This is a genomic window from Klebsiella sp. CN_Kp104 (genome assembly GCF_040064515.1).
In the GTDB taxonomy this organism is placed as follows: Bacteria; Pseudomonadota; Gammaproteobacteria; order Enterobacterales; family Enterobacteriaceae; genus Klebsiella; species Klebsiella aerogenes.
The window spans coordinates 157,634-173,224 of record NZ_JBEAII010000003.1 but is presented as its reverse complement, the minus strand read 5'-3'; the positions used below and the strand labels follow the sequence as shown (position 1 = coordinate 173,224).

Sequence of the window (15,591 nt, the reverse complement as noted above, 5' to 3'; positions counted from 1 at the left end):
AGCATGGTTACATTTTCAGTATTTGCTGAGAATGTCTCAACCCCTGTGACTGCCCGAGTTTTACAGGATGGATTTCCTGGTGAACCACAGGCTTTAGCATCTATAACTTCTGATTTATTTAAAGAGTATGAACGTACTAACAAAGTTGGCACGCTGATCTTTTATTCGTGGGGAATGCTGCGACAGGCTAACTATTATCAGAGCATTAATGATCTCATTAACGCTTCAGAATATGCAAAGACGGGCTTTTTTTATCTTGATGAAGCGGTAGATACCAATGAAGACAACATGCTGATTCGATACTTACGTGCCAGAGTTGATGCCTGGCTACCAGTGGGGTTAGGGCGCTGTGTGATTACCATCGAAGATACTGACCTGCTGCTGAATAATAAAGATAAATTTAGCAGTGAGATCATTGGTAATATACTGACAATGCGTTTAAGGGCCCTTCATAATTGCCATATGAAACAGCAAGAAAAACAGCTCGCTGACCATCTGCGGAGAGTTAATCAGCAGCGAGAAATTGATTTTGAAAATAACGAAATGCCGGCTTGGGAAATGGCTGAAGTCTTACAGGTTATTGTTCCCGTTATTAAAGGTGAATGAATGTCAAAGGGTATGATATTTATTAATTCAATTGTGGTATTGCTATTAGTATTTGTTGTTTATAACATCGTTTTTAATTTTGGCGATGCTAAATTTTCATTTTTGAACTTACTACGGCACCGGCGAAGAACGTTTTCTACCATTTTCGCCATTATATTAGGTGGTTGCGCTATATTTTTGTATGGTGGTTTTATCAACTACTCTTTTTGGATACTCAAAGAGCAAACAATACGTACAAATATTGGTCATGTACAGATTTATAATAGTACCTACTTTGAAACTGCTAACAAAAATAAGAGTCTGATATCTGATTATATTACACTGAAAAATAAAATTTTGCAGAACGCCGATTTTTCTGATGTGATTTCTACAATTTCCGGGCAACTTGAGTTTACCGGAATAATCTCACATTACGAAACGGAAATATCCAATTATTTTTCAGCACAGGGCGTTGAGCCATTACCGGCCCTGAAGTTGGGAGCTTTTGATAAGATAATTTTTGGTAGCGACTTATCTCGAGTCAAACATGATGAGATTACTATTGGCAGCGGCCTGGCAAAAACCTTAGATAGCCACTACGGGGACTGGCTTGATATCATGACCGTTAATGTGGCAGGAGGTCAGGGAGCGATATCTGTCAAATTACGTGGAATATTTGAATCAGGTATAAAGGATTATGATGATGTCGTAATCAAAATGCCCCTTGAGACTGCTCAGCAAATCATGGGTACTAATGGTGTTAGTAAGATAGTCATCTTGCTGAATAACGATGATGTAACGTCGTTTGTTAAGAAAATGAGGAGATATATAGCAGACCAGCATTTACCTTTGATCGTTAAGGATTGGAGGGAGAATTCTATTTTTTACCAGCAGGTAGAAGGTATGCTGTCCGGTATCTATTTTTTTATCAAACTTATCGTGGCACTTATCGTAGTGTTTATGATCGGCAATTCAATGACGATGAGTATTGTTGAGCGAACCCGAGAAATTACTACGCTACGCGCAATTGGCTTACAATCAAACCGTGTTACGCGTTTATTCTGGCTGGAAGGTATATATATCGGTATCTTTGGCGCATTGGGGAGTCTTCTCTTTGGATTCACTATTGCCGCTATAATTAATATCTCAGGTATTGCCATGCCGCCTTCGCCTGGACAATCAGTAGGTTATACCGCATTTATTAAAACGAATGATGTGGGATTGATTTGGATAACCTTGATATTACCAATTTTAACATCTGCCGTGGCTTCCATTATTCCCGCATATCGTGCATCGCGCCTCAACATTACCGATGCATTCAAATTTTCATAGAGGACAGTATGAAAAGCACTGCATGGTATTTATTCATAATAGCTATATTTTCGTATTCAGTTCCTGGACAGGCGACGAGTGATAGCCAGCAAGCCCTGGAGATTATTCGCAAAGCTGATGATGTTCGCTCACCAAATGAACCTTTCCGCTATAACGTGACTGTACTTGAGTATAAAGAAGGTAGAACAGAGCCTGAAAATAAGCAATCGCTGGATATATCGATGCGATTTATTAAGCCGGTAAACGGTTTGAAAGCTGATGCTCGTTCACTTATACGTTTTACCTATCCTCCGCGAGATAAAGGCAAGATCATGTTATCTGATTGGTATGATTTATGGTTTTATACACCCGAACTACGCAGACCTATTCCTATTTCGCGCTCACAACGATTAATTGGTCAGATCTCCAATGGGGATGTTATCGTCACGAACTTCGAGTATGCCTATGATTCGACCCTGGAAGGGGAGGAACCCTGCGGCGATAAAATTTGCTATCGACTGTCTCTCACTCGTAACTCTGAGGCCATTACTTATCCTAAAGTGATCTACCTGGTGGAAAAAAATGCAGAATGCCGGCCATTCAAAGCATCATATTACACTCTCGATAATAAACTTCTCAAAAGTGTCTTATATACAAACTATCAGATGGTATTAGGGAAATACCGTCCAACAGAGATCATTGTGCAGAATGCGCGCTATGAAAAGGGGTATTCTGTCATGAAGTATAGTGATGTCCGCCTGGAGTCGTTACCTGAATTTCACTTCACTAAAGAGTTTATTCAGAGAGGCGTGAAGTGAAAGGCCATCTGGTTACTTTGCTGCTTTCTATATTAATAACTCCATTATGGGGAGGGGCTAATTGTTTGTCAGGTGATGAAATACGTTCTAATAGTCAGTTTATTTTGACCGGTCAGACATCTGTTGCGCACAAAAGCGGCTCGATCTGGCGCATCAATGGAGCCAATCCGTATACAACTAACAACGTATATAATGATATTGCCATTAACTTCTCAAGTGCTTGTTACTTAGTTGATGATGAGCTGGGGTTGGATTTTTCACTATATAATTTAGGATTTTATCCAATACATGGCGTGGGATTATTCGAAAAAGATGAACATCGCGCCAAAATGTTAATAGACAGACTTAAGCTTAACTTGTCGTTATCTGAAAATGTCAGTCTTGAGGGTGGAAAGCTAAATTCACTTCCAGGAGCCTTTCATTTAAGATCCCCGGCTTCACTGGTGACCACCTATTATGCAGGTTTTAAACCGACACGGATATACGATCCGAAGCTGGAGTCTGCCTATAGCGAGTCGTATTGGGGAGGGCGGTTAGCGAAAGAATTTCGTGATTATGCATTCTCACTCACAGTTATACCAAAATTAGCAAGTATTGATAAATACTATGAGTCATCAAGCAACTGGACGGCCAATCAAAGGGCTAACAGCAATGAATACTATTTATTAAGTTACACCGATTATCACCTTGTTAATCATCGACTGGCTGCGAATGTGATGCTTGGTGATTCTACTTCATTGGCACTAGCAGATGGCTACAACTTAACACCTCAGTTTGTAGTCAATGTAGAAGTTGCGCTTCACAAAACGCAGCAATGGCGGCATTTTTCTCATGAAAAAAAGGATGAGGTGCTTTCTGGGCTATATCCTTCATCGCTCTATGCGCAGAATGACAAAAGTGGCTATGAAGTAGCCATTGGTGGGCAGTATACCACCGACCTTTTTAGTGTGTTGGGCATCGAGTACTACTATCAAAGTGAAGGTTATTCAAAATCGGCATGGCGGGAACAGGTTGACTTTATTAAGTTATTAAGTAAAAAAACCGGTTTTGCCAGCTTAGACAAAGTGTTTGATGATTATAAGTATCTGATGGGCTCAGAAATAAGTAATACAGGGAATAAAGGAATGCTGCAGGGACGGCATTATATTACTTCATGGCTAAGTTTACAGAATACAGATCATTCAACGCTTCAGCCCTATCTGGTGATGAACTTAGTTGATGGTAGTGCCTTAATAGGGACTCATTATATCAATCCGTTAAAAGGATTGAGTGACCAAGCGGAGATTTATACGGGGTTGTATAGCGCATTCGGTAGTAATGATTCTGAGTTCGCACTTTTTGGCGAGACCCTCGGAGTTTACGTCGGATTTAAATACTATTTATAAGGATATATTGCTTATGACAAAACAATCAGTGCAACCTACGGTGCTTATTTTCGCCGGTCAGGGAAACCCTGTTGTCGGAATGGGAGCAGATTTATGGGATCTGAATACAACTACCAGGGAAATCTGGGACTGTGCCAGCGATGTGACAGGGTTAGATCTGCGCCGGTTGTGTCAGAAAGGGCCGATGAATCGTCTGGTGAAAACGACGACGCAGCAGGCAGCGGTGACGGCTATCAATGTCACGCTATATAGTCTGTATGTCGAGCAATTCTCTGATGCGAATGTTATTGGTTCGTGCGGGCATAGCGTTGGTGAATATAGCGCATTATACGCGGCCGGCGCCTTAACGCTGGAAAATGTGTTCAAGCTAATATTGGTGCGCTCAACCATTATGGATGATTTAAGCAATATCCATAAAGGCGCAATGCTAGCGGTAAGGGGCGCTGATTTTCAAATGATAAGCCAGTTGATTAACGACTCCGGAAGTCAAGTTGTGGTGAGTTGTGATAATAGCCCCTACCAGCAGGTAGTTGGCGGTACGCTACCAGATTTAAGTGAATTCACCGGGAGACTAATGGGGGCTGGCCTGGAAGCTGTCAAACTTGGCGTTAGCGGAGCCTGGCATACACCTCTTATGTCTGAGGGGGTTCAACCCATGCGGGATGCGCTGAAGACGGTGGAAATTCTCCGGCCAAATCATCCTGTACTGATGAATGTCACCGGGCGTGAAGAAAATAATCCGGAGAAAATTAAAGAGAACTTATCTTTGCATTTGACCCATAGGGTACAGTGGACAGCATCTATGAGCGCTTTTTTACAACATATCCCCTCTGCCAGGTTTGTTGAAATCAGCAATAAGGCGTATCTCGGACAATTGCTAAATGATTTCAACGGTTTCTCTGCAGAGTATTATAGACACTGTAGAAAACTATTGGTGGCGCCACGAGGTTAATATGATCCCGGATTATTTAACTTTCATTCGTCGTCAGGATCGGTCGCTTCTCCCGTATCTTTATTTTATTTGTATATTACTTATTGCGCTATATGTTAAAAATAGAGGGTATTTGTTGACCCAGGAGGATGCATTTCCCATAAGTGCCATTTTTTCGTTAACAATGTTCAGCTTTGTTTATGAGCTAAAGGGGTACTGGGCTTATAAATATGAGATAAGAAATATCAATTTCTCCTGGTTTCAGGGGAAAATCGCCTCGCGTTTTGAGGTTCTGCTGTGGCATCCACTTGTCGCAACTGGATGCTGTTTCATCGTGTGCTATCTGGCAGTAAAGGCGTGTCTGTTTTTGCCGACCATTACCGCAATGGCCTGTATTGCCTTTTTTGTGCCGATCATTGTTTATCTAATGTGCTGGTTTGCCAGGAATTGTTACGTCAAGCAGTTACAGCAGGAAACTGCATTTACGCTTAAATACCGTAATCTTCATTATTATACTTGCCTGAACGTCGCTATGACTTTTTTGACCAGTTTTGTGGTTGTCAGTCCATTGGTTGCTGATAATGATTTTTCTTTATCTAATGGTTTTTTTTCGGCAAAGTTGATCGTTGCCATGTTGATTCTGTGTTCAGCGATACTGATGGTCAATCTGGTTTTTGCTTACCCTTCAAGGCGTTACACATTTTTAGGCAGACTATTTCAAAAAGAGTTTGATGTAAACCTTGTGAATACGATGGTTCTTCCAGGGATATATAGAAAACCCTTGTGGTTAAGATTATTTATTTTCTTCACTCTTCAGTTATTCTGGATTGTGGCCATGAGTCTGTTGTTGAAATTATTAGGTTGGGGAATATACTTTTATGCATATCTTATTGTCTGCATGATACCTGCGATAGGATATTTTTATTTGCATGTTTACTGGCGTTGGCATGATGATTACATGACAGCGTGCGATATGTATCTCAGGTGTGGTGAAGATAAGAATTAAGAATTGAAATAAGGCCAGTCAGAAAACTGACTGGCCTTATACTATTTAGCTCTGGAGGGCATCAACAACACCACCCCAGTCAGTGGCAGCATTATAAACAAAATTAGACCAAACCCCAGATTCTGCATACAGCAGGGAGTTGATATGGTCGGTTAGAATGCTTCCCAGGCTAGATGGCGACCCACCAAGAATATTGGAAACCAGGTCAATCGTGGTTTCCAGAGCGGAGGAGGCCAGAATCATTCCAGCATTAATACCCGCAGCAACCAGACCCAGTGCAGATTGAATCGTGAAATCAACCAAAGCACAAGGCAGGTCGATAATGCCTGCACCAGAGATATATTCCATTTCGTTTGCGGTTAATTCTTTCATTTTTAATTCCATCCTAGATTAATGAATTGTTAATGATGTACCTTTGCACACCGGGCAATATACTAATCAGAGGGTTTTTTATATAATAGTGAATATTTAAATGATCTATTAATTTTAATGTGAATTAAACTTCACAAACGACGCTTAGATAAGCGATGGGTATTATTTCGCAACTTCATATTTGATAACAGAAGATACCCGAGAGTATCTTCTGTGTGTACAGTCGTTCGAGTTATTGTTTAGAGGTCAGAAATTCAGGTCTATTATGAAGTTGCAATGATGGCCTGTTCAACCTCGAAGCGGTTGGTCACTTTGCTGTCAATTTTTATGTAGGCTGAACGTTCTTCAGCGACAATCATAACCTGCTCGATGCCTGGTTTCGACTGCAGACGGCGCTGTAGTTCATCATTAATGATGACATCATCCGGGATCTCAACACGAAGACTGCTGACATAAGGCGGTTCACTCATGGTGCTGGCCACTAGTAGCCACAGCATCGCCAGTAGCGCACCCAGTAAAAACACGGTCTGCGAGTCAAAGAATCCATCTACCCAGCCGCCCAGGGCGCCACCGATGGCCACACCGATAAACTGGCTGGTAGAATAAATCCCCATTGCTGTGCCTTTGTAGCCTGCTGGAGACTCCTTACTGATTAACGAAGGCAATAACGCTTCCAGCAGATTGAAGGCGAGGAAGAATAGTTGAACACCAGCGACCAACTCCCAGAAATAGCCACCTGCTCCCCAGAGTACAATTTCCGCTATCAGTAGCAGAGCGACGCAGAACAGGAACACACGTTTCATCTTGCGCTTCACTTCCGCATAGATGATGAACGGCACCACTGCGATAAAGGAAATGACCATGGTCACCAGGTAAATTTTCCAGTGTTCGGCTGCCGGGAAACCTGCGGCCTCCAACTGTCCAGGTAGCGCAACAAAAGTCGACATCAACATGATGTGCAGGCACATAATGCCGAAGTTCAGCTTGAGGAGTTTAGGTTCAGCAAGCACTTTGCTGAAACAGCCCTTTACCATGCCAGATTCACGGTTCAGTACATGATTGTGGCTATTTGGTACTACCCACAAAGTCAGCAAAATACCGAGGCTGGCCAGAATAGCGATCATCCAGAATAGCGCATGCAACCCTAACTGGTGAGTGACAATAGGACCAAGCACCATAGCGATGGCAAATGTCACGCCAAAACTGACGCCAATGAAGGCCATAGCCTTGGTGCGGTTCTGCTCACGGGTTAAATCGGAAAGGAGGGCCATGACCGCAGCGGCAATAGCACCAGAGCCCTGCAATGCGCGGCCAAGAATAATGCCCCAAATGGAGTCTGTCAGGGCAGCGATGATGCTGCCAATGACGAAGATTAGCAGCCCTCCGACAATTAGCGGTTTGCGGCCAATTCGGTCAGACAGTAGACCAAACGGGATCTGGAAGATAGCCTGAGCAAGCCCGTAAATGCCAATGGCCAAACCAATCAGCGCTTCACTGGCCCCCTGCAGCGCCATGCCATATGTGGTCAAAACGGGCAGGACCATAAACATGCCGAGCATGCGCAGTGAAAATACGGTCCCTAAACCCCAGGTTGCGCGCAGTTCTCCTGGCGTCATTTTGTTATCGTTCATTACCACCTCAATATAAAAACTGCGACTAGTGTAGTGGGGGGATAAGGACGCGTAAATAAATGTTTGTTTAGCAGATATTACGACTGTGTTGCGTAATAGAAGAAGGGATGAGAACCAGACGATAAAATGGTGAGGAGCTTAATAAATAATGTAAAACAACAGAAAGGGCAGCGTGAAAAATCTGCCCTTAATATAGCTTCGATTAGGAAGCGGCCTGCTCCAGGAAGCTATTCCAGTCGGTAGCGGCGTTGTTCACGAATGTGTTCCAGCTGTTACCAGCGGTAGAAACGAAGTTTGCCCAGTTCTCTTGACCTGTGCTAACGACGCTTTCCCAGTTTGCCTGACCAAGGAGGAACTTGCCAAATTCAATCGCGCTATCGCCAACGAAAGAGGCGAAAGCCAGACCGGAAGTCAGCGCAAATGAGGCGAAACCTGCTGCAGAATTAGCGACAAAGCTAGCGAAGCCAGTTGCAGCGCTCACCAGGTTAAAACCACCTGAGACAGATTCCATTTCGTTGAATGTTAATTCTTTCATTGTTATTCCTTGCTGTTAAATCCATGTTATCCGTAGGCGTTTGCCTACTGCACAAGGCTAGCACCCCTCCGCTAATGGCGCGAGATGGCTGGCGGTTAGCAATACTCAATTTTTCCTCAATTTTTAACTGAGTGATGAGTGAAGAAAATGAAGTACCAAGGTGAGGGGAGGGCAGTATTTATGAAATTGTTCTATGTTGGTTGCATAAAAAAGCCCCCGACTAGCGGAGGCTCTTTTCATTCAGATTTAGCGTAATCTTATCTGACGTAAGCCAGCAGATTATGTGAATCCGGCACCATGAAATCGACTGACATCATCACCGACAGCGCGGTAATGGCAACGATGGAAAAGACGAACAGCTTACGTGCCCAGACTTTATCATCCGCCACTTTGTATCCGCGCAGCGCCATACCAAGCCACCAGACGCTTACCGCGGCCGCTACGACCAGATATTTATATCCGGCGTAACCCCCCAGAGAAAGCATCAGCGTTGCCACGGCAAAGGCCACGATGTACAGCGTGATATGGTTTTTCGCGACTGAGATGCCTTTCACTACCGGCAGAACCGGAATATTCGCCGCCTGATAATCCTTGAAACGGAAGATCGCGATGGCGTAAGAGTGAGGCATCTGCCACAGGCTAAAGATCGCCAGCAGAATCGCCGCGCCGCTGTCAAAATCACCGGTAACTGCGCAGTAGCCAATCACCGGCGGCGCAGCGCCGGAGAGTGAGCCAATCAGCGTGCCGTAGACAGAGTGGCGTTTCATATACAGGCTATAGATGCCGACATAAACCACAAACCCCATCACGCCAAGCCAGCAGGCCAGCGGGTTAGCGCCGAACCACAGCAGCATGAAGCCAGCAATACCCAGCAAGGTGGCGTATACCAGCGATGATTCTGGCGAGATCAGCCCTTTGACCAGCACCCGGTTTTTCGTCCGTTCCATCTTACGATCGATATCACGGTCGATGTAGTTGTTGAAAACACAACCCGAGGCGACCACCAGGGATACTCCGAGGAGCGTCCAGACGAACAGCGGATAGTCGATGTGGCCTTTGGAGGCCAGCAGGAAACCGCCGATCACGGAGATCAGGTTGCCAAAAATGATGCCTGGTTTCGTTACTTGCAGGTATTGCTTAAACATACTCGCCGCTCTTAGTGCATCATCATGTTGTAGTTGAGGTTCCACATAATCCAGATGGAGCCGACAACAACGATAGCAATGATGATTACGGTGAAGATAAACGCGGTCAGGTTCCAACCTTCGTCAGATTTACTGTTCATGTGCAGGAAGTACACCAGGTGCACCAGAATCTGCACTACAGCCGTGACCAGGATGGTTCCCAGAATCGCTGCATGCGAGGCAGAGCCACTCATAACCATTGCAAACGGGATTGCCGTCAGAATGATCGACAGGATGAACCCTGTCATGTAGCTCTTCACGCTGCCGTGAGAAGCGCCGCTATGATCGGTAGAATGACTCATTACATCGCCCCCATCAGATAAACAACAGAGAACACGCAGATCCACACCACGTCCAGGAAGTGCCAGAACAGGCTCAGGCACATAATACGGGTACGGTTAGTGCTGGTCAGGCCGCGACGGGATACCTGAACCATCAATACCGCCATCCACAGCAGACCAGAGGTGACGTGCAGACCGTGGGTACCAACCAGCGCGAAGAACGCTGACAGGAAGCCGCTACGGTCCGGACCCATACCTTCAACAATCAGGTGATGGAATTCATAGATTTCCATCCCAACGAACCCTGCACCGAAGAGGAAGGTCAGGGCGAGCCAGGAAACGACCTGGCTCTTGTTGTTCTTGTACATGGCGATAGCCGCCATGCCATAGGTGATGGAGCTGAATAACAGCAGTGCGGTTTCAACCAGAACGAACGGCAGTTCAAAGATATCTTTACCCGCCGGGCCGCCAGCCGTGCCGTTCACCAGAACGGCATAGGTTGCGAACAGCGTAGCGAAGATAATGCAGTCGCTCATCAGGTAGATCCAGAAACCGAAGACTTTCATCGGTCCTGTATCATGGTGCCCGTGTTCATGCGCGTGGGCATTGTGCGCAAGAGTATCAGTTGCCATTTTTCAGCCCTGCTTTGTTAATCTCATCGAAATGCTGATTTTCCAGTTTTTCGACTTCTGCAACCGGTACGTAGTAATCCACGTCCTCGTCAAAGCTCTTGATAATCCAGGTCACTACGATGCCGGCGAAACCAACAATCGCCATCCACCAGATATGCCAGATCATCGCGAAGCCAAACACCGTTGCGAATGCAGCAATGATGATGCCCGCGCCGCTGTTTTTCGGCATATGAATTTCTTCATAATGCGCAGGTTGCTTGTACGCTTCGCCTTTTTCTTTCATTTCCCAGAACGCATCACGCTCGTGAACGTTAGGAACGACAGCGAAGTTATAGAACGGCGGTGGAGAAGAGGTTGCCCACTCCAGAGTACGACCGCCCCATGGGTCACCTGTCAGGTCACGGTTCTGATCGCGATCGCGGATAGAAACGTAGAACTGGATCAGCTGGCACAGGATACCGCAAGCAATCAGCGCCGCGCCGCATGCTGCAACAACCAGCATGGAGTGGAACTGCGGATCGATGTCCTGGCTCAGACGACGGGTCATGCCCATGAAGCCCAGCACGTACAGCGGCATAAATGCTACGAAGAAGCCGATGATCCAGAACCAGAATGCGCGTTTACCCCAGGTTTCGTTCAGGGTGAAACCAAAGGCTTTCGGCCACCAGTAGGTCAGGCCTGCGAAGCAACCGAATACCACGCCGCCGATGATGACGTTATGGAAGTGCGCAATCAGGAACAGACTGTTGTGCAGTACGAAGTCCGCACCCGGTACCGCCAGCAGAACACCTGTCATCCCACCAACGGAGAAGGTAACGATGAAGCCGATAGTCCACATCATCGCCGAGTTGAAGACGATGCGGCCCTGGTACATGGTGAACAGCCAGTTGAAGATCTTAACCCCGGTCGGGATTGCGATAATCATAGTGGTAATACCGAAGAAGGCGTTTACGTTCGCGCCGGCACCCATGGTGAAGAAGTGGTGCAGCCAAACGATGAACGACAGAACGGTAATACAGACGGTTGCCCACACCAGCGAGGTGTAACCAAACAGACGTTTACGCGAGAAGGTCGCTGCGACTTCGGAGAAGACCCCGAATACCGGCAGAACCAGAATGTACACTTCCGGGTGACCCCAGGCCCAAATCAGGTTGATGTACATCATCATGTTGCCACCCATATCGTTGGTAAAGAAATGGGTGCCCAGGTAGCGGTCCAGGGTCAGCAGCGCGACGGTGACGGTCAGAATTGGGAAGGAGGCGATAATCAGGATGTTGGCGCACAGAGATGCCCAGGAGAATACCGGCATCTTGAACATGGTCATGCCAGGGGCACGCATCTTGATAATGGTCACAAAGAAGTTGATACCGGTCAGGGTAGTACCGATACCGGAGAGCTGCAGCGCCCAAATCCAGTAATCGACCCCTACGCCAGGACTGTACTCAATTCCCGAAAGCGGCGGATACGCCAGCCAACCGGTCTGTGCGAACTCACCGACGCCCAGAGACAGGTTAACCAGAATCACGCCCACAACCGTGAACCAGAAGCTCAGGTTGTTGAGGAACGGGAACGCAACGTCACGCGCACCGAGCTGAAGCGGAACCACCAGGTTCATCAGGCCGATAACGAATGGCATTGCCACGAAGAAGATCATGATAACGCCGTGGGCGGTAAAGATCTGATCGTAGTGATGAGGTGGCAGGAATCCTGCTTCCCCGGCTGAGGCCAGCACCTGCTGGCTACGCATCATAACGGCATCAGCAAAGCCACGCAGCAGCATGACGATTGCCACGATAACGTACATGATACCGAGACGTTTGTGGTCGACGGACGTCAGCCACTCGTTCCATAGGTAGGACCACTTACCGAAGTAAGTGATCGCTGCCAGTATCGCCAGTCCCCCGACGATGATTGCAGCAACCGTTACCACGATAATAGGTTCGTGGTAGGGCACTGCATCCAGTGTAAGTTTTCCGAACATCGTTTTCTTCCTCGGCCCCTTAGTGAGCGGTTTCCGCGTGGCTCATGTCCATGCCTTCCATCCCTTCGTGCGCAGCGTGCTCGCCTTCAGGTTTAGACATGTTCATGCTCTCGTGAGACATGAATTTGTTAACAACATCTTTGAACAAATCCGGTTTCACGTTAGAGAAGTATTCCACTTTGTTGTTTTCGCTAGGCACAGCCACTTTGTCGAATGCAGCCATGGAGTCCATGGAGTTCGGGGACTGTTTCGCTTTTGCTACCCACTGATCGAAGGTTGCACGATCCGGGGTGGCGATAGCCTTGAACTTCATACCAGAGAAGCCCGGGCCACTATAGCTTGCGGAGATACCGTCATAAGTGCCTGCTTCATCAGCGATGAGGTGCAGCTGAGTCTGCATCCCGGCCATCGCATAAATCTGGCTACCTAAGCGCGGAATAAAGAACGAGTTCATCACGGAGTTGGAAGTGACTTTAAAGTGTACCGGTACGTTCGCCGGGAAGGCGATTTCGTTGACGGTAGCGATACCCTGTTCCGGGTAAATAAAGAACCATTTCCAGTCCATCGATACAACTTCGATGGTGATTGCTTTCTCGTCGTGGACAAGCGGTTTGCTTGGCTCCAGAGCGTGAGTGGTTTTCCAGGTCAGAACGGCCAGGAACAAGATGATCAGAATAGGAACCGTCCAGACCACAGCTTCAACTTTGTTGGAGTGTGACCAGTTCGGGCTATACTTCGCATCTTTATTGCTCGCGCGATACTTCCAGGCAAATCCTACTGCCATTAAGACGGCGGGAATAACGACAATCATCATCAGGCCGAATGCCGTCAGAATCAAAGAGCGTTGCTCCAGTCCAATCTGTCCTTTTGGGTCAAGGAGCGCAGAATCACAACCACTGAGTAATACAGTACCTGCGATTAATGACATCCATCCCAAACTTTTATTGTATTTCCTGAGTCTCATTGAACGACCTCAATTCCACGGGATCTGGTGGCGTTTAAAGTGTATGGGCATTTTACGGTAAGGTTGCATTACTGTAAACACGATTGGATCTGTGTCAGTTCTGTGTTAGCGGGTTCTGCTTGGATTGTCACATATGTTACGGAATGTGACGTAATTGCTTGCAAAGCCTGATTTACGCTGGATCTATAACGAAAGGGATAAGAAAGGGAATGCTTATGGGTGTACGGGTATAAACATGGTTAAAATAACACAAATAATTAACAATTAATTATCAAATAAAAGACATAAAGAAAACGTTAAAATAACGTAACGCTGCTGAATCGGTTAAATTAATTAAAGAATCGCGTAAAAATTGTCAATAATTTCCAGAAATCTAAAACGCACAAAACAACAAATCAGCTCCCAGGGAAAATAAAATCGCTAATAAGCCGTTATAATTACCTCGGGTAATTAAAACGGCTATTAACGGTTTGGCGAAAATTAAATCAGCTGCGTTTTGCGTAGCGCCATATAGTCCAGAATCGCGCCGAGCAAAATACCACCGATAGCGGTCAGCGCGGCGACTTCCAGCAGGCCAGGCAGGAAGGAGAAAGAGGTGTAATCCAGCGCGTTCATCGCCAACAGCAGCAGCCATATCGCCAGCATCAAGCAACCTACCGCCAGGATAAGCAGCGCCAGGGCGTAAGTCTGAGGGTATTGCGTGCGCGGCAAGAAGCTTTCCGTGCGTTGGGTATATTCCAGCGTACGGCGACACAGAAGCAGGAGCAAAATCCCCGGCACGGCGGCAACGACGGAGAAAAGATAAAACGTCGGCCAGCCGTTCGCTTCGACAAACCAGCCGGCAATCGGCCCAACGTAAACGCGACCCACCGCCGACAGCGCCGACAGTAGCGCAAACTGAGTGGCGGAAAACGACTTGTTACACAGCGTCATTAACAGCGCAACAAACGCCGCGGTGCCCATCCCGCCGCACAGGTTCTCAAAAAATACCGCCGCCGCCATCGAATAAAGGTGTTTATCGGTGACCGAGAGGATCCAGTATCCGGCGTTGGAGGCCCCCTGCAGCAAGCCAAAGATCAGCAGGGCGCGGAACAGCGTCAGGCGCTGCATCAGCACGCCGCCGTAGAGTGCGCCGACAATGGTGGCGAACAGGCCCAACGTTTTATTCACCATTCCGACTTCGCCGGCATCAAAACCGACGCCGCGAATAAGGAAAGTGGTGGTCAGGCTCATGGCGAAGGCATCGCCGAGCTTATAAAGGACAATTAACAGCAGAATAAGCCAGGCGTTGTTGCGACCGAAGAAATCGCGCAACGGCGCGGCGACGGCCTGCTCAAGCGATTTAGGCACCGGAATGACGTCGCTGGGCTCCGGCGCCAGCAGCGTGGCGATAATACAAGGAATAAGCAGCGCGGCCATCAGCCAGTACATACCTTGCCAGCCCAGCCAACGGTCGGCCAACCAGAGCGCTAACCCTCCGGAAACCAGCATTCCCAAACGATAACCGAGCACGCTTATCGCCGCACCGGCGCCGCGCTCTTCCGCCGGGAGGACGTCGGTTTTCCAGGCGTCAAAGACGATATCCTGCGATGCGGAGCAAAAAGCAATAACCACAGCCAACGCCGCCATCCAGCGCAACTGCGTTGCGGGTTCAAGAAAGCCCATCGCGGCGATGGCGATAAGCAGCGCAAGCTGAGTCGTCAGCAGCCAGCCGCGGCGGCGGCCTAAAAACGGCGGCGTGTAGCGGTCCATTAATGGCGACCACAAAAACTTAAATACGTAGGCCTGACCGACGAGAGAAAAGAAGCCGATAGTTTTTAAATCGATATTTTCAACGGTCATCCACGCTTGCAGCGTGCCGGAGGTCAGCGCGAGAGGTAAACCAGAAGCAAAGCCAAGGATCAGCAAAATAGCTGATTTGGGCTGCTGAAAAATACGCAAGTAGTGATTGGACATGGCATATAGAGCAGACCCG

The 15,591-nt window shown here is 47.2% G+C and carries 15 protein-coding genes; 6 read left to right on the top strand and 9 right to left on the bottom strand.

The features are described from left to right. The first annotated feature begins 3 nt into the window (after positions 1-3). The 6 genes from ABLU80_RS06650 to ABLU80_RS06625 are packed head-to-tail and all read left to right on the top strand — an operon-like array spanning position 4 to position 6,036. A complete protein-coding gene (locus ABLU80_RS06650; protein ID WP_285178066.1) occupies positions 4-606 on the top strand; it encodes a hypothetical protein in 603 nt (200 codons plus the stop codon). After that, complete coding sequence (locus ABLU80_RS06645) at positions 607-1,917, top strand: ABC transporter permease (protein WP_348849844.1); 1,311 nt, start codon at positions 607-609, stop codon at positions 1,915-1,917. Between the two features lie 8 nt (positions 1,918-1,925). Continuing rightward, positions 1,926-2,714: an outer membrane lipoprotein-sorting protein gene (locus tag ABLU80_RS06640; protein ID WP_047064193.1), complete on the top strand. Its 789-nt coding sequence runs from the start codon at positions 1,926-1,928 to the stop codon at positions 2,712-2,714. Then, positions 2,711-4,099, top strand: coding sequence for a hypothetical protein (locus tag ABLU80_RS06635; protein ID WP_052767597.1), 1,389 nt, complete (start codon positions 2,711-2,713; stop codon positions 4,097-4,099). Before ABLU80_RS06640 ends, ABLU80_RS06635 begins: the two co-directional genes overlap by 4 nt. 13 nt (positions 4,100-4,112) lie before the next feature. Next, positions 4,113-5,051, top strand: a complete 939-nt coding sequence (locus ABLU80_RS06630) for an ACP S-malonyltransferase (protein WP_047064191.1) — start codon at positions 4,113-4,115, stop codon at positions 5,049-5,051. 1 nt (position 5,052) lies between these two features. Beyond that, positions 5,053-6,036: a hypothetical protein gene (locus ABLU80_RS06625; RefSeq protein WP_348849843.1), complete on the top strand. Its 984-nt coding sequence runs from the start codon at positions 5,053-5,055 to the stop codon at positions 6,034-6,036. A gap of 45 nt (positions 6,037-6,081) precedes the next feature. On the opposite strand, the gene ABLU80_RS06620 is transcribed toward ABLU80_RS06625, so the two are convergent. The 9 genes from ABLU80_RS06620 to ampG all read right to left on the bottom strand — a co-directional run bounded on the left by ABLU80_RS06620 (position 6,082) and on the right by ampG (position 15,572). After that, complete coding sequence (locus tag ABLU80_RS06620; protein WP_015367964.1) at positions 6,082-6,408, bottom strand: hypothetical protein; 327 nt, start codon at positions 6,406-6,408, stop codon at positions 6,082-6,084. A 263-nt stretch (positions 6,409-6,671) separates the two neighbouring features. Next, the gene (locus ABLU80_RS06615; RefSeq protein ID WP_032713986.1) at positions 6,672-8,039 is read right to left on the bottom strand and encodes an MFS transporter; all 1,368 of its coding nucleotides are present in this window, start codon (positions 8,037-8,039) and stop codon (positions 6,672-6,674) included. 202 nt (positions 8,040-8,241) lie between these two features. Beyond that, positions 8,242-8,574: a hypothetical protein gene (locus tag ABLU80_RS06610; RefSeq protein ID WP_032713987.1), complete on the bottom strand. Its 333-nt coding sequence runs from the start codon at positions 8,572-8,574 to the stop codon at positions 8,242-8,244. 257 nt (positions 8,575-8,831) lie between these two features. Then, on the bottom strand, positions 8,832-9,719 hold the full coding sequence (gene cyoE, locus ABLU80_RS06605) for a heme o synthase (protein ID WP_015367961.1): 888 nt from the start codon (positions 9,717-9,719) through the stop codon (positions 8,832-8,834). 11 nt (positions 9,720-9,730) lie between these two features. Continuing rightward, positions 9,731-10,060, bottom strand: coding sequence for a cytochrome o ubiquinol oxidase subunit IV (locus tag ABLU80_RS06600; protein WP_015704585.1), 330 nt, complete (start codon positions 10,058-10,060; stop codon positions 9,731-9,733). Then, positions 10,060-10,671: a cytochrome o ubiquinol oxidase subunit III gene (locus ABLU80_RS06595; RefSeq protein ID WP_015704586.1), complete on the bottom strand. Its 612-nt coding sequence runs from the start codon at positions 10,669-10,671 to the stop codon at positions 10,060-10,062. The genes ABLU80_RS06600 and ABLU80_RS06595 overlap by 1 nt, the downstream gene beginning before the upstream one ends. Next, on the bottom strand, positions 10,661-12,652 hold the full coding sequence (gene cyoB, locus ABLU80_RS06590) for a cytochrome o ubiquinol oxidase subunit I (protein WP_015704587.1): 1,992 nt from the start codon (positions 12,650-12,652) through the stop codon (positions 10,661-10,663). Before cyoB ends, ABLU80_RS06595 begins: the two co-directional genes overlap by 11 nt. A 19-nt stretch (positions 12,653-12,671) precedes the next feature. Continuing rightward, complete coding sequence (cyoA, locus tag ABLU80_RS06585; RefSeq protein ID WP_015704588.1) at positions 12,672-13,616, bottom strand: cytochrome o ubiquinol oxidase subunit II; 945 nt, start codon at positions 13,614-13,616, stop codon at positions 12,672-12,674. Between the two features lie 480 nt (positions 13,617-14,096). Further along, positions 14,097-15,572: a muropeptide MFS transporter AmpG gene (gene ampG / locus ABLU80_RS06580; RefSeq protein WP_015367956.1), complete on the bottom strand. Its 1,476-nt coding sequence runs from the start codon at positions 15,570-15,572 to the stop codon at positions 14,097-14,099. Positions 15,573-15,591: the final 19 nt, after the last annotated feature.

What these genes read in the sequence shown, in the direction of transcription:
- ABLU80_RS06650 (WP_285178066.1), top strand. Translation starts at nt 4, where the DNA reads ATGGTTACATTTTCAGTATTTGCTGAGAATGTCTCAACCCCTGTGACT.
- ABLU80_RS06645 (WP_348849844.1), top strand. Translation starts at nt 607, where the DNA reads ATGTCAAAGGGTATGATATTTATTAATTCAATTGTGGTATTGCTATTA.
- ABLU80_RS06640 (WP_047064193.1), top strand. Translation starts at nt 1,926, where the DNA reads ATGAAAAGCACTGCATGGTATTTATTCATAATAGCTATATTTTCGTAT.
- ABLU80_RS06630 (WP_047064191.1), top strand. Translation starts at nt 4,113, where the DNA reads ATGACAAAACAATCAGTGCAACCTACGGTGCTTATTTTCGCCGGTCAG.
- ABLU80_RS06625 (WP_348849843.1), top strand. Translation starts at nt 5,053, where the DNA reads ATGATCCCGGATTATTTAACTTTCATTCGTCGTCAGGATCGGTCGCTT.
- ABLU80_RS06620 (WP_015367964.1), bottom strand. Translation starts at nt 6,408, where the DNA reads ATGAAAGAATTAACCGCAAACGAAATGGAATATATCTCTGGTGCAGGC.
- ABLU80_RS06615 (WP_032713986.1), bottom strand. Translation starts at nt 8,039, where the DNA reads ATGAACGATAACAAAATGACGCCAGGAGAACTGCGCGCAACCTGGGGT.
- ABLU80_RS06610 (WP_032713987.1), bottom strand. Translation starts at nt 8,574, where the DNA reads ATGAAAGAATTAACATTCAACGAAATGGAATCTGTCTCAGGTGGTTTT.
- cyoE (WP_015367961.1), bottom strand. Translation starts at nt 9,719, where the DNA reads ATGTTTAAGCAATACCTGCAAGTAACGAAACCAGGCATCATTTTTGGC.
- ABLU80_RS06600 (WP_015704585.1), bottom strand. Translation starts at nt 10,060, where the DNA reads ATGAGTCATTCTACCGATCATAGCGGCGCTTCTCACGGCAGCGTGAAG.
- ABLU80_RS06595 (WP_015704586.1), bottom strand. Translation starts at nt 10,671, where the DNA reads ATGGCAACTGATACTCTTGCGCACAATGCCCACGCGCATGAACACGGG.
- cyoB (WP_015704587.1), bottom strand. Translation starts at nt 12,652, where the DNA reads ATGTTCGGAAAACTTACACTGGATGCAGTGCCCTACCACGAACCTATT.
- cyoA (WP_015704588.1), bottom strand. Translation starts at nt 13,616, where the DNA reads ATGAGACTCAGGAAATACAATAAAAGTTTGGGATGGATGTCATTAATC.
- ampG (WP_015367956.1), bottom strand. Translation starts at nt 15,572, where the DNA reads ATGTCCAATCACTACTTGCGTATTTTTCAGCAGCCCAAATCAGCTATT.